The following is a 24,291-nucleotide window of genomic DNA, read 5'->3' on the forward strand; positions in this document are numbered from 1 at the left end:
ACGGCACCCAGGTGGAGAGGGCGTCGGTGCCCGCCGAGATGTACGCCTCCTCTATCCTCTCCACGACCTCCCCCCTGATGCAGGGGATGTCTGAGACCGAGGTGAAGACCGGCCCCTCTTCTCCGAGGGCGGTCACCGCTTCGACGATGTCGGCGACATACCCATGCGCCCCTGCGGCGTAGAGGTCGATCCCCCGGGCCCGGCACCAGTTCCGCGTGTACGGGGTCAGGGGGGAGGAGACGACCATGACCTCGCAACCGGCCGCGGCAAAGGCTTCGATGACATAGGCGATCATCGGCCGCCCGCAGATGGTGACGAGGGGCTTTTCCCCCATATTGAGGCGGGAGCCCTGGCCCCCGGCAAGGATCAGGGCAAGCATGCCGCGAGTGCCTCCACAAGGCGTGTGTTCTCGTCACGCCTCCGCACTGCAACCCTGATCATGTCGGGGAGGCCGAAAGAGGTGCAGTCACGGACAAGGATGTCGTGGGAGAGGAGGAGACGTTCCGTAAGTGCCGGCGCAGGGCAGGGGAGGGGGACCAGGAGATAGTTTGCCGAGGAGGGAAGGGGGGAGAGCCCGAGGTCGCGGAGACGCCCTGCGAGCCATGCACGCTCTATCGCAATGCGCCTCCGGGATTCACCAAGGTCGGCATACCTCTCCAGAGCAGCCAGGGCAAAACTCTCGGCGTAGGCGTTCACCGTCCAGGGGAGGCGGCGCGCCTCGATCCCGGCGACAAGGTCGGGGTCGCCGAAGCCGAAACCGAACCTGAGGCCGGGGACGGCGAAGGACTTGGTGATCGAGCGCGAGACAAACAGTGCGGGGTCCCTGACGTCCGAGACGCTTGCAGTCGGGTCGGCAAGTTCGATGAAGGCCTCGTCGACGAAGAGTCTCTGGCAGTCTTCGAGAGTGTCGAGGGCCGCGAGCACATCCTCGCGCCGGGTGAGCGCACCGTCGGGGTTGTTCGGGTTGCAGAGGAACCTGACGGCCGCACCTGTCGCATCGTCGGTCACCCTCCCACCGCAGAGCCTGACCGCCATCTCATATTCTCCAAAGGTCGGGGGGGTGACCGCCCCGCTCTCGCCGGGTCTGATGGCAGCAGCGCAGAATGCGCGTATCACCTCGACAGACCCGTTCCCCACGGTGATCTCCGTGGGGTCGCGATGGAACACCCGCCCGATCGCCTCTTTCAGGGATTCATATCCGTCATCTGGATAGGACGCAATCACTTCTCCAGGGGAGGAGAAGGGAACATCTGGAGGGAAAGGATTGATGCTTGCGCTAAAATCGAGAATATCCCTTTCTGAATGTCGCCTGTGCCACCTGAGTCTGCCGCCGTGTTCGACCCGACGGGGGTATGTCCCGGACATATTGACAGATATCACGCAAATTTGGCATTCCATGGCATATAAGAATACGCTTTCAAAAAAAATCAATTCAGAATATTTATATACGATAGTCGTGTTAATTCATTCATCTGGTGCAGGATCAGACATACAGCATCCCCCAGTCTGACAAAAGGCAGGTGCATGTCTGACGATTGTCGGGCTATATGAGGTGGAAGATGGAACGGATCACGATCAGACTCCCGAAACAGCAGGTCGATATGCTGCAAAGGCTTGTTGACGGCGGCGAATTTCCCACAGTGTCAGAGGCGGTACGACACGCGGTACGGGAACTCGTCGAAAAGCGTGGAGACCGGGCACTGAGGGAGAGCGACCAGGTGTCATTCAAGGTTTAGGAGGCAAATAATGCAGACAATCATCAACGAGGCAATGAAAAACGCGGAACTTGAAAAGATGCGGAGCCAAGACGGGGCTCTCGGGGACGAAGACGACATGCTCGGCCAGCCGCGCATCGTCATTGTTGGTTGCGGCGGTGCGGGCAACAACACGGTCAACAGGCTCTATCACATGCAGGTCTGTGGAGCCGAGACGATCGCGATCAACACCGACAAGCAGCACCTCGACATGATCCAGGCCGACAAGCGCATCCTCATCGGCAAGTCGCTCACCAAGGGCCTTGGCGCCGGCGGGTTCCCCGACGTCGGCAAGAGGGCGGCAGAGATGGCGCGCCCCACGCTGGAAAAACTCCTCGAAACTGCCGACCTCTGTTTCATCACGGCCGGTATGGGTGGTGGCACCGGCACCGGCGTCGCCCCGGTCGTCGCGCAGATCGCAAAGGAACAGGGCGCCATCGTCGTCGGCATGGTCAGTTACCCCTTCCAGGTCGAGAAGGCGCGCCTGCTCCGCGCCGAGGAAGGTCTCCAGCAGCTCTCCAATAATGCGGACTCCGTGATCGTCCTCGACAACAACCGGCTCATAAAATATGTCCCGAACCTGCCCCTCGGCCAGGCCTTCTCGGTGATGGACCAGCTCATCGCTGAGACCGTGAAGGGCATCTCAGAGACGATCACCCAGCCCTCCCTCATCAACATCGACTACGCAGACGTGCGGGCGATCATGAGCAAGGGCGGGGTCGCCTGTATGCTCGTCGGCGAGAGCAAACAGCAGAACAAGGCCGAGAGCGTCGTCCACGAGTGCCTCTCCCACCCCCTGCTGGACATCGACTACCGCGGCGCCACCGGCAGCCTCATCCACATCACCGGCGGCAGCGACCTCACCCTCCAGGACGCCGAGGAGATCGCAAGTTCCCTCACCTACGAACTCGACCCCCACGCCGACGTCATCTGGGGCGCACGCGTGAACAATGACTTCGAGGGCAAGGTCAGAGTCCTGGCGATCATGACCGGCGTCAAGAGCGCTCAGGTCCTCGGCGGCAGGCAGAGCAACTTCGTCCCTGCAAGCAGGCCCGCCCCGATGCAGACCCAGAGCGGCAGGTCCGAAACTCCCCGGCGGAGTTTCTCCCGCGACCAGCAGAGCGGCCACCTCATAGATTTCATCTGAATCCCCTCTTTTTTTATACGTGCACCATTACCAGACCGTCAATCATGGCCGGTCTGAGTGGTTCTACATCACCCGGCCATGCCCCCGAATACGCCTGATCCTGTGCAGTTTCTGCGAAATGCTTAATACAGAAGATGACGCAAACTATTAGAAATCCTGGTATATCCACCGCGGATCACCACGGTGCAGCAGGTGCGCCGGCATAGCCGGATACACCGAGGGTATAGGAGTTGAATATCATGAACAGCGGTACGACTACAGACATCAGGGAAGCAGTCTCTGGTCTGGACAGCACTTTTGTTGTATCATTTCTATCTGTTTCCTCCCATCCTGCGGGCATTTCCCGTGCATCATCAGACCCGGTGGCCTATACAGCGGTACAGAACTCAAGGATTGGTAAAGCATGTTGGACGAACTGATCGAAAAGAGAAAAAAATTACTTTCCGAGTCTGAACAGCACAAAAACAGGCGCAACGAGCTTAATGCTCTTGCAAGCAGCCATGCCCGCGAGCGGAACCAGCTCAACGCTCAGACCCGTGAGTTTGTCGAGGAGGCCCAGAAGAACAAGGAACTCCGTGACCAGCACAACAACGAAGTTCACCGGCTGAAGGACGAGCGGAACCAGATCAATGCCAAGGCCAACGAGTACTTTGAAGAGATCGAGGCCTTCAAGAAAGACCATTCCGCCTTCCAGAAGAACTCGAGCATCAAGGAACTCCAGCGCCAGATCGAGGCAATGGAATTCCGCCAGCAGACCGAGGTCTTCACCACCGACAAGGAACGGGAGCTGATCGACAAGATCAAGCATATGAAGGCCACCATCAAGGAGCAGGAGGACGAGCTTGAGCAGAACAAGGACCTCAAGACCAAACTCCAGAACGCTCGCGACCTTCGCAAGCAGGCCTCGGACGTCCATGACAAGGTGACCGAGGTTGCCGAACTCGCTCAGAATCACCATGACCTGATGGTTGAGTTCTACCGCAAGGCCGACCAGTCCCGCGAGGCCGCCGACGCAGAGCACAAGGCCTTTGTCGAGGCGCAGGAAGCCGCTGATGAGGAGCACAAGGCCTTCATCACGTGCCAGAAGGAACTCCGCGACTACGATAAGGTCATCTCCGGTCTCCGCAACAAGAAGAGGAAGACAAAGGTCACCAAGGAGCAGCGCGAGGTCAGGCAGGAAGCCGAGCGCATCTTCCAGCTCTTCAAGGGCGGGGAGAAACTCACGACCGAGGACATCCTCCTTCTCCAGCGGTCAAAACTCCTTTAATACCTTTTTTTGTGTGCGCAACCATTTATTAGTTTGAGAGTAACTTTCTAATTAGATGGCTGAGGGCACTACACTGATCCTGTGCATCGACCGGGACGACGACCTGGGGTACAAGGCAGGGTTCGCAAGTCCGGTGGTCGGACGTGAGGCATGCCTGAACGCAGCTCAAGCGCTCGCTCTCGCCGATCCCGAAGATTCCGACGTCAACGCTATTTTTCAGGCGGTAAAAACCCATGACGAACTGAGAGGGCGGGGAGAAGAGGTCGAAGTTGCCATCCTCACCGGAAACCACATGCACATGATCGAAGGCGACCGGAAGATCGGCGACGACCTTGACGACGTGATCGCGCAGTCTGATGCAGACGCGTGCGTCCTCATCTCCGACGGTGCAGAAGACGAGTACATCCTCCCGATCGTCCAGTCCAGGCTCACAGTGACGAGCATCAGGAGGGTGGTCGTCACCCAGATGCCGAACCTCGAAGGAACCTACTATATCATCAAAAAACTCCTCGACGACCCGAAGGTCTCCCGGATAGTCCTGGTCCCTCTCGGCCTTGCGATGCTCATCTACGCCACCGCGTATCTGATCGGTTACCCCGAGGGAGCGACGATCGTCGTCGTGGGCGCACTTGGCATTTATCTCCTCTTCAAAGGTCTTGGTTTCGATGAGTTCTTCAGTTACCTGATCAACTCCCTGCATGTCGCACTGCGCAGGGGCAGGATCACCTTCGTATCCTATATTGCGGCGATCCTCTTTTTCATCGTCGGGATCATCCTCGGACTGTACAGTCTGCTCGTCTATTACACCGAGGAGGGGATACTGCTCTACCTGCTGACCTTCTTCTACGGTGCGATCGGGTGGTTCACTGCGGCAGGGCTCATCGCCTCGGTCGGGAGGATCATCGACGTCTACATGAACGAGATCGAAGATCTCGGCAGGGTGATCGTCCTCCCCTTCTTCGTCTGCGCCATCGGCGTCATCGTGTACGGCACGAGCATCTACATGCTCTCCCTCTCGCACATTGAAAAGTTCCCGTACCCTGAGTTTAACGGGCTCAATATCGCAATGTACGCCATGATCGGGGGCCTGTTCCTCGCCTTCGTCGGGGTCTACCTCCAGTCTCTTGTCAACCGCTGGATCGAGAAAAAAGAAGAGAAGCGTGCGATTACACACTGAAGTAATCGCTCTTCATTCATTTTTCCTGCACAGCAGTCATGGGTGTGCAGGGTCTCTCATCTCGGCGGAGGACGAGGCTCCCTGTTTTCACAGCCACACTGTCGCCCTCCTTGCAGGAGACGGTCCAGGTGTAGGTGCCCGGGCCCTCAGGCTCCAGCCAGAAGACCATCTCACGTCTCTGTGAGTCGTCGAGGAGCGGTATGTCATAGAAGTGGCAGTCATTCTTCCGGTCGCCGGGGAAGTCCACCCTGAACTCCGCCCTCTGCAGGAGCACGTCCGCGGCGTCCTGATACTTCGCACCCCACCCACCACGATATCGTAGCGCTCGCCCGGACAGTAGGCACGGGTGTAGTAGGTGCGGGCGGACGCAGAGCAGGCGGTGCCGCCGGTCTCATTGACCTGGAGGAGTCCGCCGTCGAGTTCCACACACGTGAACCTCTGCAGGGAGAAGTCGGCCCGGTCGACGCCGAGGACTGCACCATCAGGTCCACAGGCTACTGCCGTGAAGGAGTGCGGTCCCAGGACAGGGATCACCCCATGTTCATTGTCGAGGTACCCGTCGACCGGTCGACCTCCTCTGGGCGGTCGAGACGGTAGGAGAGCGGGACGGGCACAGAGACGAAGCGGATCACAGGGTCTTCACCCGGTTTGGCTCTCCAGGGTATGACGGTGCCGCTGCCCGACACACCCGGCGGCACGACCCCCGCCCCTTCACCCCTGGTCGTTGCAACGGCCTTCGCCCCTCCCGGGCCGTAGGCGACCGCCTGCACGACATGGGGGCCTTCCGGGAGGGTGACCGCCCCGGACGGGAGCACGCCGAGGCTGGTCCCGTCGACGATCACCTCGACAGGCACATCGTCAGGGGAGGTGAAGGTCACCGTCCCGTTCTCGACCCTGAGATCGATCTCTGGCTTATCGTCGGCTTTGTCGATCCCGGCGACCGTCAGGGCGACGATTCCTGCGCACTCCGCGGCAAGGGTATAGTTGAGCCTTTCAGGTCGGTCGTCGGGGTATGCATGATAGGATAACTGTCCCGCTCGTAGATCAGGAGCGCCGGGATCATGGCGGCACGGAACGCATGAGCGTCCCCTTTTGCCGCGTCCAGCAACTGCACCGGCTTTTCCTCGATGCATGCCGATGGCGGGAGCGCTTTGAGGACCCACCGGTGCTGGGGGAGCGTCGTGACCAGCAGACGGTTTCCGGAAGCCACGCAGTCGAGGTTTATCGCCACGACTATCCGGTCGTGGAGGTCAGGGTTGTCGGCCAGCCACCTCGCCGCCGAAGGCGATGAAGTAGACCGTCCGGTTCAGGGGAGTGGCTTTGAGGAGACGGGCGACTTCGAGCATCGTCGCCACGCCCGCGGCGTTGTCGTCGGCACCGGGCGTCCCCGAGACAGTGTCGTAGTGTGCACAGACGACAACGATCTGGTCGGTCAGTCCTTCCCTGACGCCGATAATATTTGAGGAGAGACTGAGCGGCGGGTCAAAGTAGCAGTTGGTATACGCAAACCGCCCAGTACTGACCGAGAGCCCCCGTTCTTCCATCGCCCTTGCGATATAGGTCGCCGCCGCCACCCGCTCATCAGATCCCAGAGCACGTTCAAAACCGCAGAGGTCACGGGTCACGTCCTCGATCCTCGCAGGGTCGGCCGTTGGTCTGCTGAGGGCGGTCAACCGGCGCGATCGCGGCAAGCACGGTCAGGAGCACCGCGGCGACCTTCTGTATCGATGTCTGTGTCACGGTTCTGCCTCGTTATTTGCGGGCACCCCGGACGCGGCCGGCGTCCTGATTGAAAGTGCCCTGTCGCCTTATGTGATCTCCGGATCTGTGTGCCACGTATCGACCATACCGTCGCCTGCACGGTATCGATCACCTTCGGGATGGCAAGCAACACGTTTGAGCAGACAGCACCGCCGGAAAAAAAGAATCTTAAAAAGAGGAAATTGAAGCCTTAGACCTTGAAATATCCAATGCCTTCAGGGAAGACCGAAGTGTTCTCGAACTCCCGCCTGTCCTGCGGCGAGGCCACGACCAGGGACGGGATCTTCACCGGGAACTCGTGTTCGGGGAACCAGAACGTCCCGCGGCCGTAGTCCAGGCCGACACCTGGGACGCTCAGGACGGCATGGTCCATCGTGATCTCGTCGATGGTCGCATCCTCGAAGTTTACGACATCAAGCACCTTCTCGCGGAGGTCGCTCATGCCAAGGAGGTGGACGAGGACCTGGACCCCGTCGTCAATGGTATAGGTGACATTGACGGTTGCGTTGTGATTATTGAGCTGGATCTCGACACTCTGAACCGTGAGATAACTGTACCTGTTATCGTCGTCGGCCGCCACGACAGGCACGACGATGACGAGGAGAAGGAGGAGCATCGCAAGGCCGTGCGTCAGGACTTTCATACAATAGGATCTTGAAACAGGATCATATATGCTTTCTGGTCCGGGAAAAAAGGGAGTAATTCAATTCATTTTGGGTTTTGCGAGAGAATAATCTCGATACTGGACACATTTGTCTTGCCCGTGTCCGTATCGATCATCTCTGTCGAGGTGAGGATCTCCTTTTTGTTTACGCCTTCCAGGAACCGGTTGATTGCGATCTCGGCCGTGTCGACAGCCCGGGAGATAGCCTTACCCCGCGCCTTGATGGCCACTTCCTCCGCGCCGTTGTTGAACTGTGTCACAACTGCAAGTACATAGTTCATGACCGGCTTGTTTCCAACGAATACTGTGTTGTCTTTTAACATAGTCCACCTCTGCTCATGGTCTATCAGAGATACTTCTCCTTATAGATTAACTCAGCGTTTAGTACCGACGCCCCGGCAGCCCCGCGAATGGTGTTGTGGCCGAGAGCGGAAAAACGAAGCCCTTCCCGCAGCCTTCCAACCGAAACAGTCATGCCTTTGCCACGGTTGCGGTCAAGCCTCGCCTGCGGGCGGTCTGGCCGGTCCAGGTACTCGATTGAATATGGCGGCTGGGTCGGGAGGCCGGAGAACGGAGCCCTGTACTCCTGGTATGCCTTCCTGACCTCGTCGAGCGGGCGGTCGACGTCCACCCAGACCGAGAGGGTGTGGCCGTCGATGACAGGCACGCGGTTGCAGCAGGCACTCACCGAGAATGAGGCCGGTTCCACTTCAGAACCGTTGAAGGTACCCATGATCTTCTTCGGTTCGCTGGATATCTTCTCCTCCTCCCCCTTGATGTAGGGGATGACGTTGTCATAGATCGCCATGCCGGCCACACCCTCGAAACCGGCGCCTGAGATCGCCTGCATCGTGGCGACGAAGACCTTTGAAAAGTTGAATTGCCGCAGGGGCTCGAGGGCGAGGGTGAGCATGATCGTCGAGCAGTTCGGGTTGGTGACGATAAAACCGTCACGCCCGTGGTCGTGCTGGAGATCGATCATGCCCAGGTGGTCGGGGTTCACCTCGGCGATGACCAGCGGAACATCAGGGTCCATCCGGTGCGAACTGGCATTGGAACAGACGCCGATGCCTGCCGCCGCAACCTCCTCTTCGATACCCTTCGCGATATCTGCAGGCAGGGCAGAGAAGACAAGATCGCAGTCGCGGACCGCCTCGACCGTGGTCGGGCTGACAGTAATATCTGCAGCAGAATCAGGGAAAGGCACATCCAGTCGCCAGTTGACGGCGTCGCCGTACCGCTTTCCGGCACTGCGCTCTGAAGCCGTCAGGGTCTGGAGGTTGAACCAGGGATGATCTGAGAGCAACTGTACAAACCTCTGGCCGACGGCCCCGGTAGCGCCGAGAACTCCAACATTTATCATAGGTAACTCTACCTATATGTAACGCTTTATTAAAAGATTACTTTTCCTCTTCTAACCGCCTCCTTTTTCAGTACCACGAAAGGAGATGGCAAAAAAATACTTCCCCTTGATTGCGAGGGAGGGGATCGGGTGCCAGACTGAAATGCGAGTCATTCCCGGAAATGTAGACGTAGAGAAACAAGAAGGAGAAAGAAAATAATTGGGGATATTTATTCCATGTGGATGGCGCCTGCAGGGCAGACATCAGCACAGGTGCCGCAGTCGGTGCAGGTATCCTTGTTCACGACAGCGATACCGTCTTCCATTGAGATCGCCTCAGACGGGCACTCGTCCACACAGGTTTCACAACCGACGCAGAGATCGGGGTCAACAACTGCAACCATGGTAATTACTCCTCTCTACTATTTTGTAAAAATAGAGAAATATCTTTCGATTATACCTGTCTCAGGGCAACCCGAGGACGTCTGCCATCGAATAGATACGCGGGGCCTTTCCCTTCACCCATGACGCCGCCCTGACGGCACCGCTCGCAAAGACCGCACGGTCATAGGCACGGTGCGAGAGTTCGATAACCTCGTAGTTCCCGGCAAAGAGGACGGCATGGTCGCCGACGATGTCGCCGCCCCTGATCACGTGGACACCGATCTCGTCTTTCCTTTCGGTCATTCCCTCGCGGCCGTACTGGTGGGGGCGGGGGCCGAGTTCCTCGTCGAGGATGCTGAGGATCGTCTTTGCAGTCCCGCTCGGTGCGTCCTTCTTGTAGCGGTGGTGCGCCTCCGTCACCTCGACATCATATCCCTCGTTGAGGAGATGGGCGGCTTCCCTGATCAGGCGCCAGAAGATGTTCACGCCGACGGAGAAGTTGCTGGAGATGACGGCAGGAACATGCCCCTCGACCGCCGTCCTGATCTCCTCCTGCTGTTCGGGTGTGAAACCGGTCGTGCCGACGATGAGGGCCACGCCGTTGTCGGCGGCGGCCTTGATGTTTGTAACGGCGGCGTGTGCCACGGTGAAGTCGATGAGGACGTCGGGCTTTGTCGCCTTCAGGAAGGCGTCGATGTTTTTCGCTTCGACGACGGGCGCACCATAGAAGGTCCCGGCATGGACGTCGATGCCGCCGACCAGTTCGAGATCAGGGGACTCGGAGACGAGGCGGCCGAGGATCGTGCCCATCCGCCCGAGGGCGCCCGATATGACAACTCTAATCATAGGCCCTGAGCACCTCCGCAAGTTTTTCGGTCTTTGCAGGGTCGAGTTCGTCGAGAGGGAGTCTGACCGGTCCGGCAGCCATGCCGCGGAGTTCGGCGGCCTTTTTCACCGGGATCGGGTTTGTATCGATGAACATCGCCCTGGTGAGGGGTGCCATGCGATAGTGGAGGCGACGCGCTTCTTCGAGGTCGCCCTTCTTCACGGCCTCGTACATCCTGACCATCAGTGCCGGTTCGATATTTGCGGTGACGGAGATCACGCCGCTCCCCCCGAGAGCGAGGATCGGGAGGGTCAGGGCGTCGTCGCCGGAGAGCACCTTGAAGTCCTTGTCCTGTGTGTCTTCAAGGATCCGCGAGACCTGCTCGAGGTCCCCGCTCGCCTCCTTGATGCCGACGATGTTCGGGTTGTCGGCAAGTTCGACGACAAGGTCGGGCTGGAGGTTCTGGCCGGTCCTGCCGGGGACGTTATAGAGGACGACCGGGATGTCGAGCGCTGCAAGGGCGGAAAAATGTTTCACAAGGCCCGACCTGTTCGGCTTGTTGTAGTACGGGCTGATGACCAGGGCACCGTCGGCACCGAGGTTCCGCGCCGCTTTCGTGAACCTGACGGCCTCGGCGGTGTTGTTCGACCCGGTCCCGGCAAGCACAGGCACCCGGCCATTCACCACATCGACCGTTGTCTCGATCACTTTCTCGTGCTCTTCGAAAGTGAGAGTTGCAGATTCGCCGGTCGACCCGCAGGGGACAACCCCGTGGACGCCCTGAGCTATCAGGAACTCAATATTCGAGCGGAGCCCCTCAAGATCAAGGTGGTGATCCGGGGTCCGCGCAAAAGGGGTAATGACTGCTGGAAACACTCCCTCAAACATGAGGTAGTGTTTACGCAGGTACTCTTTTAGTATTTTGCTTTCTCGTGATGTATCCGCTGACCCTGTTCCGCACGCGCTTCGATTCGATGATCGAAACTTCGGTAACGATCTGCTTGTTCTCCGAGAAGTCGCCGGTAAAGCGACCGGCGTTCTTGGCCATAAGCTCGTTACCAAGGCTCTTGATATATGTCGGCTTTATTCCCATTCGCACCTATCCCTGAAATTTGTATTTTTAATGCGTCTTGACAGTTTAAGAATATTGCGTGTGATCTCGTCCGGGTTCTCACCAAGGATCCTGATCATTGGTTCCTTCCCGACAGACCCACGGTCATAGATCACGTCAGGGACGCCGGTCTTGCAGCACGAGGCGACGCCCCAGTCCATCGTCCTGATACCGGGGGGTTCCTGGTCGCGGTCGAAGTACCTGATGTCGAGCATCATCTCCTCCAGTTCGTGGAGGATGGGTTCGGCAAACCTGATATTTGCCGCCGCCCGCACCCGGCGGTCATACCGCATCGCCGTCAGGACGATCCGCGCCACATGGTCGCTCGCACCGAAGGCGACCTCCCCGACAGGGTGGACCGCATCCCCGAGACGGACGATCCGGCCCTGCACCGCCGCGACGTCTTCTGGCTCGCGCGCCTTTTCCAGGGCATAGGCGATGTTCATGCCGACTTCAGGGAGGAGACGGGGGTCCATCCCCTCGCGCAACTGGTCGACGGCCGCAGAGAGGGCCCGGATCACCCGGTCCCGTTCTTCCTGGCTCATGGCAGATCCACTCGCACCGCAGGGAGATAATCCTAACGCAGGTCGAGTTCGTCTTTCCGTGCGACAAGCGAGGCGATGGCGATGCGGTAGAACTCCTCTGGATCTATGAGGCCATTCACCGCGGCGATCCTTTCCCTCGCACACCCGGCGGCAAAGGTCTTCTCCTTCAGTTTTTTCTTCACGGTCTTCGGGGTGACCCCGGTGATCGCTCCCCCTTTGACGCGTGCGCAGGCGATGAGAAATCCGCTGATGCTGTCTGCCGACTGGAGGGCGATGTCGATTTTTTCGGTGTACGGCCCGTAGAGGGTATGGTTGTGCCGCTCTACAGCGAGGCAGACCTCCTCGGGGAGCCCCTCCTCCCTGAGGAGGGTGGCGCCCTCGACACCGTGCCTGCTCATGTCGCCCCCGACGGCCTCGTAGTCGATGTCGTGGAGGATGCCGGTCACCTCCCAGAGGTCGGCGTCCTCCCCGAAGGCGTCGGCAAGGCCGCGGAGGACCGCCGCCGTGGCAATGCAGTGCATGCGAAGCGAGTCTGACCTCACGTGCCGGCCGAGGAGGGCCAGCGCTTCCTGCCTGTCCATGGGGGGGAGGTGTGCCTCCTGGCCGGAAAAAGGTGGCGGAGAAGAAGAGATATAGGGGGAAAGGGAAAACAGGTGAGTATTATGGACGCACGTATACTGGATGTGCTGACCGGAGCGGCAAGTCTGCTCGTCTTCATCGTCCTTCTCATCGCCCTGCCCGGCCTTATGCCCGGCAATACGGGGATCGCCTATATCATTGCCATTGCACTCTTCCTCGTTACGATGAGCGGTGCGGGCTATATCATCAACGAGAAGATTTCCTGACCGAATACTGATTTTGCCTCTTTTTCCATTTGTAATACGAGAGGGGGTGACTCACCTTCTCGCAGGTCTCGTCGCGGCGGACGCAGAGGCCGTGCGTCCGCATCGTCGCGCAGGAAGGTGCGGTGTACTCGGTCCCTGACCGGCCAGATATGTGCTCCACCTGGTACATTGTCATCGAGAGGTCGAAGTCGGGCGCCCTCTGGAAGACCTCGACGATCTGGGTCGTCGACAACCCGATATTGTTGAGGAAGGCGGTGAGGGCGAACCTGCCGACATGGGGGAGGTTTGTCCCGGCGGTGACCGCCCGGATCAAGGCCGCAATGCAGGGCGGGAAGGAGGACTCGTCGACCTCGCCGAACTCCTCGAGGGTGCGTTGCTGAATGGCGGCGCTGACCTCATGTGTATAAGGCTGGAAGATCCTGCAGATATCGTCCGGGACGGTAAGGGGGAGTCTCTCCCTGATGATCGCCCGCATCCGCTCTTCGACCAGTTCTTGCATTTCCTCAGGCTGGAGGTGGACCTGGCCGTTTTCGACATGCCGGTTGACGAGACGCCAGCGCTCGTCATTGAGATGACTGATCAGGCCGACATAGGTGATCACCGGCATGGTGGGCTGTTCAAGGTCGATCCCGACCTTTTCGGCGATCCCGACCATGCGGCTCCTCTCCTCCCGCACGAACCACGAGTATGCGCGCCGTGCCTCGAACTGGGAGAGGCGGTCGATGAGTACCCGGTCGTTGATGCAGGAGACGAGCATCCGTGCAAGGACATAGGTGTAGATGTCCTCCTTTGCGTCCCTGCCATAGATCCCGCACTCTACGGGGTTTTTCTGGGCAAGCGTGTCCTGAACCCGCCTGCTGGCGTGTTCAAGGAGGGACTTTCCCAGTTCTGACCTGAGGATCAGGTCGAGGGTGCCGGACTCGTTCCTGACGTAGTCCTGCGCCTCCTCTAAAAAAGGATATCTGGCCAGGTCCTGGACATCAACCATGGTCAGTCAGCTTCGATGCGCGGGGCGAGCAGGTACTCGACGTGCCCCTTCCCGCCGGCGAGGTCGAAGACGAACTTCACCGGGTGGTCGATGCCGAGGGCGACAACGACCTTCTCGGCGCGGCCAATCGCCTTGCCCATGTCCTTGAGGTAGTCGAGAGAGAAGAGCGAGCGCGCTTCCACGGACTGGAGAGAGATGAGCTGGTCGCGCCCGAGTTCCAGTTTGATGTGGTCGGTGTCGCCTTCGGCTATCATGTAAAACATCTCTGCCTTCGGGTCGATGCCGAGGGCAATCTTGTCTGAGATGACGTCCGCGGCCTTGATCGCGGTGGAGAGCGCACTGCCGGCGAGTTCGACCTTGCCGGGGAGTTCAATAGCCGGGGGATTGGGGTCTTTCCTGATAGTGTTGATATCGAGGAGGGTGACCGAATACTGGTAACTCCCGAATGCAAGTTCCAGCCTGCGGCTGCCCTCTGGAAGGTTCAGAGATAAAATATCGCCTTTCCCCATCATCCCGAGGATATTTTTCATCTTTGCAATATCGATCCCGAGTTCGTCGGGAGTCGCTTCATAGGTTTCGAAGGCGTCCTTGCCGAGGTCCAGAGAGACCATGGCGACATTTGCAGTGTCGACGGCGCAGGTTCTCACCCCGTTTCCATCAATGTGGAGCCGGCATTCGGTCACCAGCGCGGCCAAGGCGTCGATAGACTCCCTGAAGGTATCTGCATCAATCGTTGCTTTTAACATTACAAACCCCTTATAAGACTCTATTATACATTATATCATGATATTTTTTATTCTATCCGGTATCCCATCAGAGCCCTGAGGAGACGAGGCAAAAGAACCATGACATCACAGTGGACGCGGGACAAATACTACATCCGGGCAATGAAGGAGGGCTTCAGGGCACGGGCCGCCTACAAATTGCTGGAAATCCAGAAGAGACACGCAGTCATAAGGGACGACGACAATGTCGTCGACCTCGGGGCCGCGCCGGGCAGCTGGCTGCAGGTGCTGCGGACGATCACGCACGGGGCGATCATCGGCGTCGACCTCAACGCGATCGCACCGATGGAGGGAGTGAAGACGGTTGTCGGTGACTTCACCACGCCGGAGGTGCAGGAAGAGGTCCGCGGACTCGCCGGGGGGATTGTCTCGGTCGTGACCTGTGATGCCTCGCCGAAGCTCTCCGGGGCGACGAGTTACGACCAGGCGCGGGCGATCGGCCTCGGCGAGGACGCCCTCGCTTTTGCGGTCACGATCCTGAAGAATGGGGGGAACTTTGTCTGCAAGTCTTTCCAGGGAGAGGACTTCCCCGAACTCCTCGCCGAGGCGAAGAAGCACTTCCTCTCTGTGCGCACGTTCAGGCCTGCGGCGTCCCGGCGCGGGAGCAAAGAGATATACATCGTCGCCAAGAACTTCAGGAGGCATATGGATGGTGTTGAAGGATAGGTTCGGCCGTCCGGTGACGAACCTGCGGATCAGCCTCACGCCACGCTGCAACCTGGACTGCATCTACTGCCATGCCGAGGGCGAGGTGAAGCCGCGCGAGGAACTGAGCCTGGAGGAGGTCAGGGAGATCCTCAAGGTTGCGGAGAAGATAGGGGTCAGGAGCGTGAAGTTCACGGGAGGCGAGCCCCTGCTCAGGAAAGACATCCTGGACATTGTCAGGGCCGTGCCGGACGGGATCGAGTCGTCGATGACGACAAATGGCACTCTCCTCCCCGGCCTCGCCCGCGACCTGAAGGAGGCCGGGCTTGCGCGGGTGAATGTGAGCCTCGACACTCTCAGGCACGATAGGTACCGCCAGATCACCAAAAAAGACCTCCTCAACCGCGTGCTCGACGGGATCGGTGAGGCGCTCGACGCCGGCCTGACGCCGGTGAAGTTGAACACCGTCGTCCTGAAGGGGCTGAACGAGGACGAGATCAAGGACTTCTTCGCTTTCACCCGGCAACACGACAGCCTGATCCTCCAGCTCATCGAGTTGATGGAGTTCAACAACTGCACGATGCACGGCGATGTGGACCGTCTCGAAAAAGAGATTGCACAGAACTCGACCGAGATCCTGACGCGGCGCATGCACCACAGGAAGAAGTACTGCGTGGACGGTGCGGAGGTTGAGGTGGTGCGGCCTCTCCACAACACCGAGTTCTGCGCCTACTGCAACCGCCTGCGTGTGACCTCCGACGGCTACCTCAAGCCCTGTCTCCTGCGGACCGACAACCACGTCGATATCCGGGGGAAGAAGGGGGAGGAACTGGAGGCACTTTTCGAGAAGGCGGTGCAGAACAGGGAACCGTTCTTTAAATAACTTTTTTCGGGTCTCATTTCTTCTGGACTGTGCAGGGAAGGTATTTGATCGGCATCGGCCTCCGGAAGCCAGGTCCGCAGGCCATTCTTTCCGGCCGCCCGCACACGGAGCACCGGCCGGCAGATGCCAGAATACAATGGTTTTTAGTATGGACGGGCAAATTGCTCTGTATGATGAATGAACTTCTGGAAGATGAGCACTTCAGGGCCCTGCTAAAATACTATGAGAAGTCCCTCATACTGGAGGACCCGAGCGACTTCCACCCGACCCTGTCTTTCTATTTCATGGATGCCCTGGCGCATGTCGAGTACACGCTGAGCAACTATGTCTTCAACTACCAGTCGCCGAAGATCATGATGCACCGCGAGTACCTCCGCTGGCGGCTTGACGAGGAGAAGACAGGAGACCGTGCCCTCTTCCCCGGCTTTGTCATGTGGCTGAAGGAGAACCACCCGGAAAACTTCCAGAAACTCCCGATGGTCTGGAAGGGCATATACGATGAGGCAAACCCGGCGTGTTACCGGAGTTTCAGGATCGTCCTTGACCCGGAGAGCAAGAAACCTGTGCCTGCGGCGTTCTTCTCCGACGCCATCGACGAGTTCTTCTCCAGGCCGTTCTTCAACAGCATCTACAACGGCGGATCTCTTGCAAACCTCTTCGAAGAATACAAAAAAAGCGTGAGCGCCTGAGACCATGGACGTTGCCGCTCTCTGCAGGGACCTTGTCGGGATCAGGAGTGAGAACCCCCCCGGCGATACCCGCGATATCGCGGAGTATATCCACACATTCATGCTGGAGAGCGGGATCGAGAACGTCGTCGTCTCACGGGACGGGAAGCGGTGCAACCTGATCGCACCCGGCCAGAACCCGAACCTCCTCCTCGTCGGTCACCTCGACGTCGTCCCGGCCATCCCGACGGGGTGGCGTCATCCTCCTTTCGAGGGCGTCGAGGAGGGAGGGTACATCTGGGGGCGGGGGTCCAGCGACATGAAAGGGGGATGTGCGTCCCTCCTCACTGCCCTCAGGCGTGTTGCCGACGAAGGAGACGCACCGTCCTGTCAGGTCGTCTTTGTCTGCGACGAGGAGACCGGAGGGTGCCACGGCATGGAGTACCTCCTTGCAAAGGGGGTGCTGCGCCCCTGCGACACCCTCATCGCCGAACCGACGCCGCGCCTCTCCCCCTGCATCGGACAGAAAGGTCTGGCACGGTTGTCTCTCTCCTTTTCAGGTGAACCCGGGCACAGTTCCCTGTACCCGGAAGTCGGGAGGAGCGCGATCATGGAGGCACACGCGCTCATCTCTTTTCTCCAGGAACTCCACAGAAGGGAGTACCCGGTGAGCGGCGAGATGGAGGAGATCATTGCACAATCGTCAGAGGTGCTCGAAGGGATCTTCGGGACGCAGGGGCTTGACCGGGTCCTGCACCGGGTGATGTTCAATCCGGGCGTCATCTCAGGGGGAGAGAAGGCAAATATCGTTGCCGAGCGCTGCGACCTCGACCTTGACCTGCGCATCCCGTGGGGGTGCACGACCGGGGAGATCGTCTCCGAGATCGCATCGCATGCGCCTGCGGCTGACCTGAAGGTGAACTCGGTTTCTGAACCATCCTTTACGCCGCCCTTCGCCACGATCGCCACGCGTGTCTCGGCCGGGATCAGGCGCGTGTACGGGGAGGAGGTCGTCCCGATCTTCCAGTGGGCGGCAAGTGATGCCCGGCACCTGAGAAAGGCAGGTTTCCCGACTGTGGAGTACGGCCCCGGAGAGATAAAAACGATACATGGTATCAACGAGAGGGTCTCAATTGACTCGCTCAGGTGCGCCGAAGAGATATACCACGGTATAATTCTCTCATACCGGTAATCGTGCCAGTATACGATCCTGGGAACTGTTATATATTATCTGTCCGGATGAGTGTCCACTATGATATAGGTTCTCCAGGAGCCATCTTATAAACCCATATATACCGGGAGCAAGCACACGTATTTGATGAAATCCCTCCATCTGCTGCTTGCGCTCATTATCTGTGCCGCCCTGCTAACAGCAGGATGCACTTCTGCAGTCAACGGGTCGCAGGACAAACCCTTCTGGGCCAAGGAAACTACTGCACCCCCGGCCACGCCAGACCCGACGATGGACAGCGAGTATGTCAGTGAGGTAACGCCGTATCCTGTGGCGACCCGCCCGGTCCCCCCGACGCAGACTCCTGTGGTCACTCCGGCGGCGGTCGCGTATCTTGAGGTGCTCAATGAGAAGGTCGCGCTGGACTATGGCCATCCGGCGTCTGCCTGGGCGATCAATGTAGTACAGGCGCCACTCATTGTGGAATTTTCCGTTCAACCGAAGATGGTCAAGAGGACGGTCGTCTACGAGAGCAGTTATGGGAGCCACAAGGAAGAGAAGAAGACAGTGACCTCCATCAGCGATAAAAGCCGGCTTGAGGTGACCGTGCGCGATGAGGGCGGAAATATCGCGGCGCAGGACGGTTTTGCAGGACTGTACTCCGTGGACAGGTCAAAGAAGATCTTTGTCATGAGTCCGGGAGAATACCAGGTGGATATCCGCGGCGCTGATGTCATCGTTGATATCGTGGTAAAGGTCGGGCAGACGGGGCAGACACCTGAGCAGGTCTGATTCCTCCCCTCTCCGGGAGAGGGGAATGAATATATGGGAGAACAACTAATTTTATAGAGCACATCTGCAGTGTCCCGGTAGGGTAGTGGATATCCTAAAAGCCTGCGGAGCTTTTGACCCGGGTTCAAGTCCCGGCCGGGGCGTTTTCCCTTTTTCTGGTATCACATCCTTCACAGTCAGGTTTCTTCCCTTCTGGAGTGCCCTCTTCTGTCCGTCCCGGAACGCGACAGCACATTCATATGAACATATGATCATATGATCTCACATGCATGATGACATCTGCACGGTCAGGTGCATCCACCAGGACGCCGTCGAGGAGGCGAGGGAACACCTCGCCGACGACCAGACCTGTCAGGCCGTCGCCGCGATCTTCAAGATCTTCGGAGACCCCACCAGGGTTAAAATCCTCCTGGCCCTGAGCGACAGGGAACTGTGTGTCTGTGACCTCTCCGCTCTCCTTGGCATGAACCAGTCGGCTGTCTCCCACCAGTTGCGCCTGCTGCGCGGGGCAAACCTGGTGACCTTCAGGAAGGAGGGGAAGGTGGCCTACTATGCCCTTGCCGATGACCACGTGACCGCCCTGCTCAGGGCAGGGGCCGCCCATGCACGGGAGTGAAGGTGGTGGCGGGTGCGGCTGCACCGCCTGCGGCCATGCCCACGCCCACCATGGCGAGGAGGAGGAACAGGGGCGGCACCAGGTTGCGGTCATCGCCGGGGCGGCCGTCCTCCTGACGGCGGGCCTGGTCGTCGACTGGGCGACACCGTACGGGGAGGCGGCCCTCCTGCTCTTCGCTCTTGCGGCGCTCGCCGCCGGCTACGACCTCCTGAAAACCGCCCTCCACGCACTTCTCAGGCTCAGGTTCACGATGGAGGTCCTCATCGGCATCGCCGCCGCAGGGGCCTTCCTGATCGGCCACCCGGCGGAAGGGGCGACTGTCCTTGTCCTCTTTGCCGCGGCCGAACTCCTCGAAGCCCATGCATCGGAGAGGGCGCGCCGGTCTGTCGCTGACCTCTTCTCCCTCGCGCCGGTGAGCGCACGGGTGCAGAGGGACGGGAGATGGACGGAAGTGGATGTCCACGCGGTCGGGGTCGGCGAGCATGTGCAGGTCAGGCCCGGCGACCAGGTCCCCCTCGACGGCGTCGTGGTGGCGGGGGCGTCGTCCGTGGACCAGGCGGCCCTGACAGGCGAGAGCGTGCCGGCCGCGAAAGGGATCGGGGACGAGGTCTTTGCCGGGACACAGAACCTTGAGGGTTCCCTGGAGGTGGAGGTGACAAGGCCGGACACCGAGAGCACCCTCGCACGCGTCGCCGCGTACGTGGAGGAGGCGCAGCAGAGGCGGTCGAGGACGGAGAAGTTCATCGAAAAGTTTGCACGGGTCTACACCCCGGCGGTCATCGCCGGCGCCCTTGCGGTCACCGCCTTCCTGCCCCTCGTCTTCGGCGTCCCCTTCGCCGACTCGGTCTACCGCGCCCTCTCCCTCCTGGTCATTGCCTGCCCCTGCGCACTCGCCCTCTCGACACCTGTCTCGATGGTCTCCGGGATCACGGCCGCGGCCAGGCAGGGAGTCCTGATCAAGGGGAGCGATTACCTGGAAGCCGTGGGCAGGGCGCGGGTCGTCGTCTTCGACAAGACAGGGACTCTCACCACCGGGCGGTTGCAGGTGACCGCGGTGAAGGGGTCGGGCGGCGCCGGCGAGATGGAGGTCCTCCAGATCGCCGCCAGCCTGGAGGCCGGGTCGGGCCATCCCATCGCCGCCGCGGTGATGGCAAAGGCGCAGGAAGACGGTATCGAAGCCGGGCCTGTCGAGGGGTTTGCCGCCGTCCCGGGCTCAGGCGTGCGCGGCACCCTCGGCGGCCGTGCATGCGCCCTCGGCAACGGCCGACTCTTCCCCGACGTGGATGAGATGTGGACGGAGGAGAGAGAACACCTTGAGGCGGCAGGCCAGACTGTCGTGTTCGTCGGCGAGGACGGCAGGGTGATCGGCCTGATCGGGCTGATGGACACCGTCAGGGAAGACGCCCCCGCCACCGTCGCAGGACTGCGGGCCCGCGGCATCAGGACGGTGATGCTCACCGGCGACAACGAGAAGGTCGCGGCGGCGGTCGCCGCACGCCTCGGTATCGACGAGCACAGGGCCGGACTCCTGCCCGCAGAGAAGGTGCAGGCCGTCGAAGACCTGAGCAGGCGCTTCGGCGAGGTTGTCATGGTCGGCGACGGCATCAACGACGCACCGGCCCTGGCCCGCGCCGGGGTCGGCATCGCCATGGGGGCGATCGGTTCGGACATCGCCATCGAGACCGCGGATATCGTGTTGATGCATGACCGCGTTGCCGGTATCGAAACCCTCATCGACCTGAGTACGAAGACGATGAAGGTGGTCCGCCAGAACGTCGCCGTCTCCATCATCGTGAAGACCGGGATCGCCGTCCTCGCCGTCCCCGGCCTTGTCACCCTCTGGATGGCGGTGGCAATCGGGGACATGGGCCTCTCCTTTGCGGTCATCGCCAATGCCCTCAGGATCCCGTGGGGGAGGGAGAAGGTCTCCCTCCCCCAGGCAAAGATAGTTAAACAGCAGACAGACCCATCATCCATCCACCATGAGAATATGCTTTGACCACCCCGACCCTCTCGCGATCAGGGAGAGTGGCTACACCCCCGCAGACCTCCATGTCCACTCGTCGTACTCCGACTCGTCGACGCCGGTGCGGGCCCTCCTTGCCCGGGCCGAAAGACTCGGCATCGGCCTTGCCATCACCGACCACAACGAGGTCAGGGGGGTGGTCGAAGCGCTGGCGCGACGGCGGCCGCGGCCCCTGGTCATACCCGGCATGGAAGTCAGCACCGCCGACGGGCCGCATATCCTCCTCTACTTCTCGACACTCTCAGGCCTGCAGGACTTCTATGCCCGTGAGATCAGGGAAAAGAAGGGGAAGAGCCCGTACCTCGCCGTCCACCTGACCACGGAGGAACTGGTGGAGAGGGGGAAGGGCTATGACTGCCTCATCACGGCGGCACACCCCTTCGGCTACTTCTTCTTCGACAAGGGCCTCCTGAAGTGCACGACAAAGCACGTCATCGACCCTGCTGTGGCCGGACAGGTCGACGCCTTCGAGGTGATCTGCGGGGGCATGCGGAGGGGCCTCAACGCCCGGGCAGTCGGCGAGGCGACCCGCACCGGAAAAGGCATGACCGGCGGCACAGACTCCCACCTCCTCGGTCACCTCGGCGGGGTGGTCACCTGCTGCCAGGCCGAGACTGCCGAAGATTTCATCGAGGAGATCCGGCGGAACAGGAGCATGGTCGTCGGCGAGGAGACGAGCGCCCTTGGCAAGGTCCTCACCGGCGGTGCGATCCTCGGCGGGTTCCTGCCCTACACCGTCCCCTCCCTGCAGGTCCAATATGAGCAGAACCTGCCGAGGCTGAAGCGCTATTTTACGCGCCGGCGCACATAGGGGGGGCATCAGAGGAGGGGGGAGAAGAGGCGGGAGACCGACTCCTTCACTTTGACGACCCTCCCGCGGGCCGCATAGACGGCGGGAGTGAGTTCACTGCAGTCCCTGGTGTCTGCAAGAAAGACCTCGTGGAGGCGCCCGGCAACCGCCGGGTCGTAGACAAAGGCGTTTGTCTCGAAGTTCAGCCGGAAACTCCTTTCGTCCCAGTTCGCGCTCCCCACCGAGGCCGCAAGGCCGTCGACGACGATCGTCTTTGCATGGATGAAGCCGCGCTCATAGGTGTACGCTCTCACCCCGGCCTCCAGCAGTTCCCCGATAAACGAGTAACTCGCCCAGTAGACGAAGGGGTGGTCGGGTTTGCAGGGGATCATGACCCGCACGTCCACACCGGAGAGTGCGGCGATCCGCAGGGCGTCGGCGACGCTCTCGTCAGGCACGAAGTAGGGGGTCTGGATATAGACCGACTTTTTTGCCGAGTTGATCAGTTTGAGATATGCTTCTTTCACCTGGTTCCACCGGGCGTCCGGGCCGCTGGAGACGATCTGGATCCTGGTCTCGCTGTAAGGTGCCATCTCGGGAAAATAGCGGGGCGAGAAGGAGAGGCCGGGGCCTGCGGCAAAGTTCCAGTCCAGGAAGAACCTCCCCTGGAGACCGGCGACGGCATGGCCCTCGATCTTCAGGGCGGTGTCGCGCCAGTAGCCGAAACGCGGGTCCTTCCCCAGGTACTCGTCCCCGATATTGAACCCGCCGACAAAACCCACAGTCCCGTCGATGACGGCGATCTTCCTGTGGTTGCGGTAGTTCATCCTGACATTCAGGTACGGGACGACAGAGGGGAAGAAGCGGGCGAGACGGCCGCCGGCACCGACGAAGGCGTCGAAGAAATGGCGGGGAAGCCGCGTGCACCCGAGGCCGTCGACGAGGAGGCGGACCTCGACGCCCTGCTGCGCTTTCTCGGTGAGGGCGCCGACGACCCGGCGGCCGAGGGCGTCGTCCCTGATGATATAATACTCGATATGGATGAAGTCCCGCGCCCCCGCGATGGCGTCGAGGAGGGCGGCAAACTTCTCCTCGCCGTCGGTGTAGACGGTGACCCTGTTGTCTGCCGTGAGAAATGCCCGGTTGTTCCTCATCAACATCAGGACCATGCTCTGGTAGGCTTCGAGTCGTGCGTCCTTGAAGGCGACCTCCCCTGCGGCGATGCTCTTCATCTGTGCGGCGATCAGGCCCTGGACACGGGCGTCGTCCTCGGCCTTGACCTTGAAGAGTTTCTCCCGGCGATAGTTCTGGCCGAGGAAGAGGTAGAGGACGAAGCCGACAATAGGGAGGAAGAAGAGGATGCTGAGCCATGCAAGTGTGGCTGAGGGATTTTTTCGCTCGAAAAAGACGATGGTCACGGCAAAGAGAATATTCAGGATGAGGACAGGGACGAAGAAGAGGTCAAACAGGATATCTATCACCGTGGTCATCTTCTTTCGTCATGGCCTCCTGTTCCCATGACCCTGTGCACTGCCATGGTCTCCAACGTCGTCACCCCGTACGTTCCTGCCGGATGGTCATGATGACTACTCGCCCATCGTGACTGCTCCCCCTCCTCTCGTCGGGGGCATCCTGTGTTATCCCTGAGATTGCAGTCCCGATCTCATAATATTGATCGCCGCGTTCTGGTCGCGGTCCGTCACCAATCCGCAATGCGGGCAGGAGTGGACGCGATCAGAAAGCGTCTTTGCGACGGTCATCCCACATCGGGAGCACATCTGAGACGTATTCCTGGAGTTCACCAGGACCACGCGTGAGCCAGCATCCTCCGCTTTGCTCCCTGTGATCGAGATGAACATATCTCAGGCAACATCTGCAATGCTTTTTGCCAGATGATGGTTCTTTTCCATTTTTATGATATTCAGATCCTCGAACACAATTGTACCGAACCGGTCCACCAACTTCCGGGAGGGCTGGTGAGCAAAATTGAGCCGTCTGTTGGCGATCCGTTCATTATACAGTGCCAGTCTCCCTCCTGCAGGTCATCTTTTCCTGCCGGAGGAGGTGAGGAGTTCTGGTGCGGCCAGACGGGACAGTAGCATCA

The 24,291-nt window shown here is 59.9% G+C and carries 30 protein-coding genes and 1 tRNA gene; 14 read left to right on the forward strand and 17 right to left on the reverse strand.

Translation table 11 applies throughout. The features are described 5' to 3' along the window. On the reverse strand, window positions 1–379 hold a 379-nt coding region (locus Q0520_RS07340; RefSeq protein WP_298668248.1), incomplete at its 3' end, for an NTP transferase domain-containing protein. Next, complete coding sequence (locus tag Q0520_RS07345) at window positions 367–1,224, reverse strand: histidinol-phosphate transaminase (protein WP_342765249.1); 858 nt, start codon at window positions 1,222–1,224, stop codon at window positions 367–369. The genes Q0520_RS07345 and Q0520_RS07340, both read right to left, overlap by 13 nt. Window positions 1,225–1,559: 335 nt before the next feature. On the opposite strand from Q0520_RS07345, the gene Q0520_RS07350 reads away from it, so the two are divergent. From Q0520_RS07350 to Q0520_RS07365, 4 genes are all read left to right on the forward strand, one after another. Further along, window positions 1,560–1,736 (forward strand): ribbon-helix-helix domain-containing protein, encoded by a 177-nt coding sequence (locus tag Q0520_RS07350; protein ID WP_298668254.1) that lies wholly within the window; start codon window positions 1,560–1,562, stop codon window positions 1,734–1,736. Between the two features lie 10 nt (window positions 1,737–1,746). Further along, a complete protein-coding gene (gene ftsZ, locus Q0520_RS07355; protein WP_298668256.1) occupies window positions 1,747–2,901 on the forward strand; it encodes a cell division protein FtsZ in 1,155 nt (384 codons plus the stop codon). A 403-nt stretch (window positions 2,902–3,304) separates the two neighbouring features. Then, window positions 3,305–4,168 (forward strand): coiled-coil protein, encoded by an 864-nt coding sequence (locus Q0520_RS07360; protein ID WP_298668260.1) that lies wholly within the window; start codon window positions 3,305–3,307, stop codon window positions 4,166–4,168. A gap of 55 nt (window positions 4,169–4,223) precedes the next feature. Beyond that, the gene (locus tag Q0520_RS07365; RefSeq protein ID WP_298668263.1) at window positions 4,224–5,345 is read left to right on the forward strand and encodes a DUF373 family protein; all 1,122 of its coding nucleotides are present in this window, start codon (window positions 4,224–4,226) and stop codon (window positions 5,343–5,345) included. Window positions 5,346–5,361: 16 nt separating this feature from the next. On the opposite strand, the gene Q0520_RS07370 is transcribed toward Q0520_RS07365, so the two are convergent. From Q0520_RS07370 to Q0520_RS07425, 12 genes are all read right to left on the reverse strand, one after another. Continuing rightward, on the reverse strand, window positions 5,362–5,619 hold the full coding sequence (locus Q0520_RS07370; RefSeq protein WP_298668266.1) for a hypothetical protein: 258 nt from the start codon (window positions 5,617–5,619) through the stop codon (window positions 5,362–5,364). Between the two features lie 256 nt (window positions 5,620–5,875). After that, on the reverse strand, window positions 5,876–6,478 hold the full coding sequence (locus tag Q0520_RS07375) for a hypothetical protein (protein ID WP_298668269.1): 603 nt from the start codon (window positions 6,476–6,478) through the stop codon (window positions 5,876–5,878). Window positions 6,479–6,595: 117 nt separating this feature from the next. Continuing rightward, the gene (locus tag Q0520_RS07380) at window positions 6,596–7,018 is read right to left on the reverse strand and encodes a M28 family metallopeptidase (protein WP_298668272.1); all 423 of its coding nucleotides are present in this window, start codon (window positions 7,016–7,018) and stop codon (window positions 6,596–6,598) included. Window positions 7,019–7,296: 278 nt separating this feature from the next. Then, a complete protein-coding gene (locus Q0520_RS07385; protein ID WP_298668275.1) occupies window positions 7,297–7,749 on the reverse strand; it encodes a hypothetical protein in 453 nt (150 codons plus the stop codon). A 65-nt stretch (window positions 7,750–7,814) separates the two neighbouring features. Further along, window positions 7,815–8,093 (reverse strand): DNA-binding protein Alba, encoded by a 279-nt coding sequence (gene albA, locus Q0520_RS07390; protein ID WP_298668277.1) that lies wholly within the window; start codon window positions 8,091–8,093, stop codon window positions 7,815–7,817. Window positions 8,094–8,116: 23 nt separating this feature from the next. Beyond that, on the reverse strand, window positions 8,117–9,133 hold the full coding sequence (asd, locus tag Q0520_RS07395) for an aspartate-semialdehyde dehydrogenase (protein ID WP_298668280.1): 1,017 nt from the start codon (window positions 9,131–9,133) through the stop codon (window positions 8,117–8,119). Window positions 9,134–9,342: 209 nt separating this feature from the next. Further along, window positions 9,343–9,516: a 4Fe-4S binding protein gene (locus tag Q0520_RS07400; RefSeq protein ID WP_298668283.1), complete on the reverse strand. Its 174-nt coding sequence runs from the start codon at window positions 9,514–9,516 to the stop codon at window positions 9,343–9,345. A gap of 61 nt (window positions 9,517–9,577) precedes the next feature. Beyond that, window positions 9,578–10,342, reverse strand: coding sequence for a 4-hydroxy-tetrahydrodipicolinate reductase (gene dapB, locus Q0520_RS07405; RefSeq protein ID WP_298668288.1), 765 nt, complete (start codon window positions 10,340–10,342; stop codon window positions 9,578–9,580). After that, window positions 10,335–11,210 carry a 4-hydroxy-tetrahydrodipicolinate synthase gene (gene dapA, locus Q0520_RS07410; RefSeq protein ID WP_298668291.1) on the reverse strand — a complete coding sequence of 292 codons (876 nt, stop codon included), beginning with the start codon at window positions 11,208–11,210 and terminating at the stop codon, window positions 10,335–10,337. The genes dapB and dapA overlap by 8 nt, the downstream gene beginning before the upstream one ends. Before the next feature lie 10 nt (window positions 11,211–11,220). Next, entirely contained in the window at window positions 11,221–11,415 is a 195-nt protein-coding gene (locus tag Q0520_RS07415) for a 30S ribosomal protein S17e (RefSeq protein WP_298668294.1), read from the reverse strand. Beyond that, on the reverse strand, window positions 11,406–11,978 hold the full coding sequence (locus Q0520_RS07420) for a thiamine-phosphate synthase family protein (RefSeq protein ID WP_298668297.1): 573 nt from the start codon (window positions 11,976–11,978) through the stop codon (window positions 11,406–11,408). The genes Q0520_RS07415 and Q0520_RS07420 overlap by 10 nt, the downstream gene beginning before the upstream one ends. A gap of 32 nt (window positions 11,979–12,010) precedes the next feature. Then, on the reverse strand, window positions 12,011–12,559 hold the full coding sequence (locus Q0520_RS07425) for an HDIG domain-containing metalloprotein (RefSeq protein ID WP_298668300.1): 549 nt from the start codon (window positions 12,557–12,559) through the stop codon (window positions 12,011–12,013). An 81-nt stretch (window positions 12,560–12,640) separates the two neighbouring features. Here Q0520_RS07425 and Q0520_RS07430 point away from each other — a divergent pair, with 81 nt between their 5' ends. Beyond that, window positions 12,641–12,823: a hypothetical protein gene (locus tag Q0520_RS07430; RefSeq protein WP_298668303.1), complete on the forward strand. Its 183-nt coding sequence runs from the start codon at window positions 12,641–12,643 to the stop codon at window positions 12,821–12,823. Here the strand turns inward: Q0520_RS07430 and Q0520_RS07435 are convergent. Together Q0520_RS07435 and Q0520_RS07440 are read right to left on the reverse strand one after the other, a co-directional pair. Continuing rightward, complete coding sequence (locus Q0520_RS07435; protein WP_298668305.1) at window positions 12,804–13,811, reverse strand: DNA primase large subunit PriL; 1,008 nt, start codon at window positions 13,809–13,811, stop codon at window positions 12,804–12,806. The two genes, Q0520_RS07430 and Q0520_RS07435, sit on opposite strands and share 20 nt — an antisense overlap. A 2-nt stretch (window positions 13,812–13,813) precedes the next feature. Further along, window positions 13,814–14,557 carry a DNA polymerase sliding clamp gene (locus Q0520_RS07440; RefSeq protein WP_298668308.1) on the reverse strand — a complete coding sequence of 248 codons (744 nt, stop codon included), beginning with the start codon at window positions 14,555–14,557 and terminating at the stop codon, window positions 13,814–13,816. Window positions 14,558–14,656: 99 nt separating this feature from the next. On the opposite strand from Q0520_RS07440, the gene Q0520_RS07445 reads away from it, so the two are divergent. From Q0520_RS07445 to Q0520_RS07485, 9 genes are all read left to right on the forward strand, one after another. Continuing rightward, the gene (locus Q0520_RS07445) at window positions 14,657–15,262 is read left to right on the forward strand and encodes an RlmE family RNA methyltransferase (protein WP_298668311.1); all 606 of its coding nucleotides are present in this window, start codon (window positions 14,657–14,659) and stop codon (window positions 15,260–15,262) included. Beyond that, a complete protein-coding gene (gene moaA / locus Q0520_RS07450; RefSeq protein ID WP_298668314.1) occupies window positions 15,246–16,124 on the forward strand; it encodes a GTP 3',8-cyclase MoaA in 879 nt (292 codons plus the stop codon). Before Q0520_RS07445 ends, moaA begins: the two co-directional genes overlap by 17 nt. Before the next feature lie 170 nt (window positions 16,125–16,294). Continuing rightward, window positions 16,295–16,813 (forward strand): hypothetical protein, encoded by a 519-nt coding sequence (locus tag Q0520_RS07455; protein ID WP_342765250.1) that lies wholly within the window; start codon window positions 16,295–16,297, stop codon window positions 16,811–16,813. 4 nt (window positions 16,814–16,817) lie between these two features. After that, window positions 16,818–17,984 (forward strand): M20/M25/M40 family metallo-hydrolase, encoded by a 1,167-nt coding sequence (locus tag Q0520_RS07460; RefSeq protein ID WP_298668317.1) that lies wholly within the window; start codon window positions 16,818–16,820, stop codon window positions 17,982–17,984. A 126-nt stretch (window positions 17,985–18,110) separates the two neighbouring features. Further along, window positions 18,111–18,755 (forward strand): hypothetical protein, encoded by a 645-nt coding sequence (locus Q0520_RS07465; RefSeq protein ID WP_298668320.1) that lies wholly within the window; start codon window positions 18,111–18,113, stop codon window positions 18,753–18,755. Between the two features lie 71 nt (window positions 18,756–18,826). Continuing rightward, window positions 18,827–18,898: transfer RNA gene (locus tag Q0520_RS07470), tRNA-Arg, on the forward strand. A gap of 122 nt (window positions 18,899–19,020) precedes the next feature. Continuing rightward, a complete protein-coding gene (locus Q0520_RS07475; RefSeq protein WP_298668322.1) occupies window positions 19,021–19,371 on the forward strand; it encodes a metalloregulator ArsR/SmtB family transcription factor in 351 nt (116 codons plus the stop codon). Then, window positions 19,358–21,370, forward strand: a complete 2,013-nt coding sequence (locus tag Q0520_RS07480; protein WP_298668325.1) for a cation-translocating P-type ATPase — start codon at window positions 19,358–19,360, stop codon at window positions 21,368–21,370. Before Q0520_RS07475 ends, Q0520_RS07480 begins: the two co-directional genes overlap by 14 nt. Then, window positions 21,354–22,208 carry a PHP domain-containing protein gene (locus Q0520_RS07485; protein WP_298668328.1) on the forward strand — a complete coding sequence of 285 codons (855 nt, stop codon included), beginning with the start codon at window positions 21,354–21,356 and terminating at the stop codon, window positions 22,206–22,208. Before Q0520_RS07480 ends, Q0520_RS07485 begins: the two co-directional genes overlap by 17 nt. Window positions 22,209–22,216: 8 nt before the next feature. On the opposite strand, the gene cls is transcribed toward Q0520_RS07485, so the two are convergent. Continuing rightward, window positions 22,217–23,677: a cardiolipin synthase gene (gene cls, locus Q0520_RS07490; protein ID WP_298668331.1), complete on the reverse strand. Its 1,461-nt coding sequence runs from the start codon at window positions 23,675–23,677 to the stop codon at window positions 22,217–22,219. Between the last annotated feature and the right edge of the window lie 614 nt (window positions 23,678–24,291).

It is taken from the genome of uncultured Methanofollis sp., assembly GCF_937919355.1.
Classification (GTDB): domain Archaea; phylum Halobacteriota; class Methanomicrobia; order Methanomicrobiales; family Methanofollaceae; genus Methanofollis.

Bases quoted from the DNA above. Each gene is read 5' to 3' on its own strand.
- Q0520_RS07350 (WP_298668254.1), top strand. From the start codon at position 1,560: ATGGAACGGATCACGATCAGACTCCCGAAACAGCAGGTCGATATGCTG.
- ftsZ (WP_298668256.1), top strand. From the start codon at position 1,747: ATGCAGACAATCATCAACGAGGCAATGAAAAACGCGGAACTTGAAAAG.
- Q0520_RS07360 (WP_298668260.1), top strand. From the start codon at position 3,305: ATGTTGGACGAACTGATCGAAAAGAGAAAAAAATTACTTTCCGAGTCT.
- Q0520_RS07365 (WP_298668263.1), top strand. From the start codon at position 4,224: ATGGCTGAGGGCACTACACTGATCCTGTGCATCGACCGGGACGACGAC.
- Q0520_RS07375 (WP_298668269.1), bottom strand. From the start codon at position 6,478: ATGCATCGAGGAAAAGCCGGTGCAGTTGCTGGACGCGGCAAAAGGGGA.
- Q0520_RS07385 (WP_298668275.1), bottom strand. From the start codon at position 7,749: ATGAAAGTCCTGACGCACGGCCTTGCGATGCTCCTCCTTCTCCTCGTC.
- albA (WP_298668277.1), bottom strand. From the start codon at position 8,093: ATGTTAAAAGACAACACAGTATTCGTTGGAAACAAGCCGGTCATGAAC.
- asd (WP_298668280.1), bottom strand. From the start codon at position 9,133: ATGATAAATGTTGGAGTTCTCGGCGCTACCGGGGCCGTCGGCCAGAGG.
- Q0520_RS07400 (WP_298668283.1), bottom strand. From the start codon at position 9,516: ATGGTTGCAGTTGTTGACCCCGATCTCTGCGTCGGTTGTGAAACCTGT.
- dapB (WP_298668288.1), bottom strand. From the start codon at position 10,342: ATGATTAGAGTTGTCATATCGGGCGCCCTCGGGCGGATGGGCACGATC.
- dapA (WP_298668291.1), bottom strand. From the start codon at position 11,210: ATGTTTGAGGGAGTGTTTCCAGCAGTCATTACCCCTTTTGCGCGGACC.
- Q0520_RS07415 (WP_298668294.1), bottom strand. From the start codon at position 11,415: ATGGGAATAAAGCCGACATATATCAAGAGCCTTGGTAACGAGCTTATG.
- Q0520_RS07420 (WP_298668297.1), bottom strand. From the start codon at position 11,978: ATGAGCCAGGAAGAACGGGACCGGGTGATCCGGGCCCTCTCTGCGGCC.
- Q0520_RS07425 (WP_298668300.1), bottom strand. From the start codon at position 12,559: ATGGACAGGCAGGAAGCGCTGGCCCTCCTCGGCCGGCACGTGAGGTCA.
- Q0520_RS07430 (WP_298668303.1), top strand. From the start codon at position 12,641: ATGGACGCACGTATACTGGATGTGCTGACCGGAGCGGCAAGTCTGCTC.
- Q0520_RS07435 (WP_298668305.1), bottom strand. From the start codon at position 13,811: ATGGTTGATGTCCAGGACCTGGCCAGATATCCTTTTTTAGAGGAGGCG.
- Q0520_RS07440 (WP_298668308.1), bottom strand. From the start codon at position 14,557: ATGTTAAAAGCAACGATTGATGCAGATACCTTCAGGGAGTCTATCGAC.
- Q0520_RS07445 (WP_298668311.1), top strand. From the start codon at position 14,657: ATGACATCACAGTGGACGCGGGACAAATACTACATCCGGGCAATGAAG.
- moaA (WP_298668314.1), top strand. From the start codon at position 15,246: ATGGTGTTGAAGGATAGGTTCGGCCGTCCGGTGACGAACCTGCGGATC.
- Q0520_RS07455 (WP_342765250.1), top strand. From the start codon at position 16,295: ATGATGAATGAACTTCTGGAAGATGAGCACTTCAGGGCCCTGCTAAAA.
- Q0520_RS07460 (WP_298668317.1), top strand. From the start codon at position 16,818: ATGGACGTTGCCGCTCTCTGCAGGGACCTTGTCGGGATCAGGAGTGAG.
- Q0520_RS07465 (WP_298668320.1), top strand. From the start codon at position 18,111: ATGAAATCCCTCCATCTGCTGCTTGCGCTCATTATCTGTGCCGCCCTG.
- Q0520_RS07475 (WP_298668322.1), top strand. From the start codon at position 19,021: ATGCATGATGACATCTGCACGGTCAGGTGCATCCACCAGGACGCCGTC.
- Q0520_RS07480 (WP_298668325.1), top strand. From the start codon at position 19,358: ATGCACGGGAGTGAAGGTGGTGGCGGGTGCGGCTGCACCGCCTGCGGC.
- Q0520_RS07485 (WP_298668328.1), top strand. From the start codon at position 21,354: ATGAGAATATGCTTTGACCACCCCGACCCTCTCGCGATCAGGGAGAGT.
- cls (WP_298668331.1), bottom strand. From the start codon at position 23,677: ATGACCACGGTGATAGATATCCTGTTTGACCTCTTCTTCGTCCCTGTC.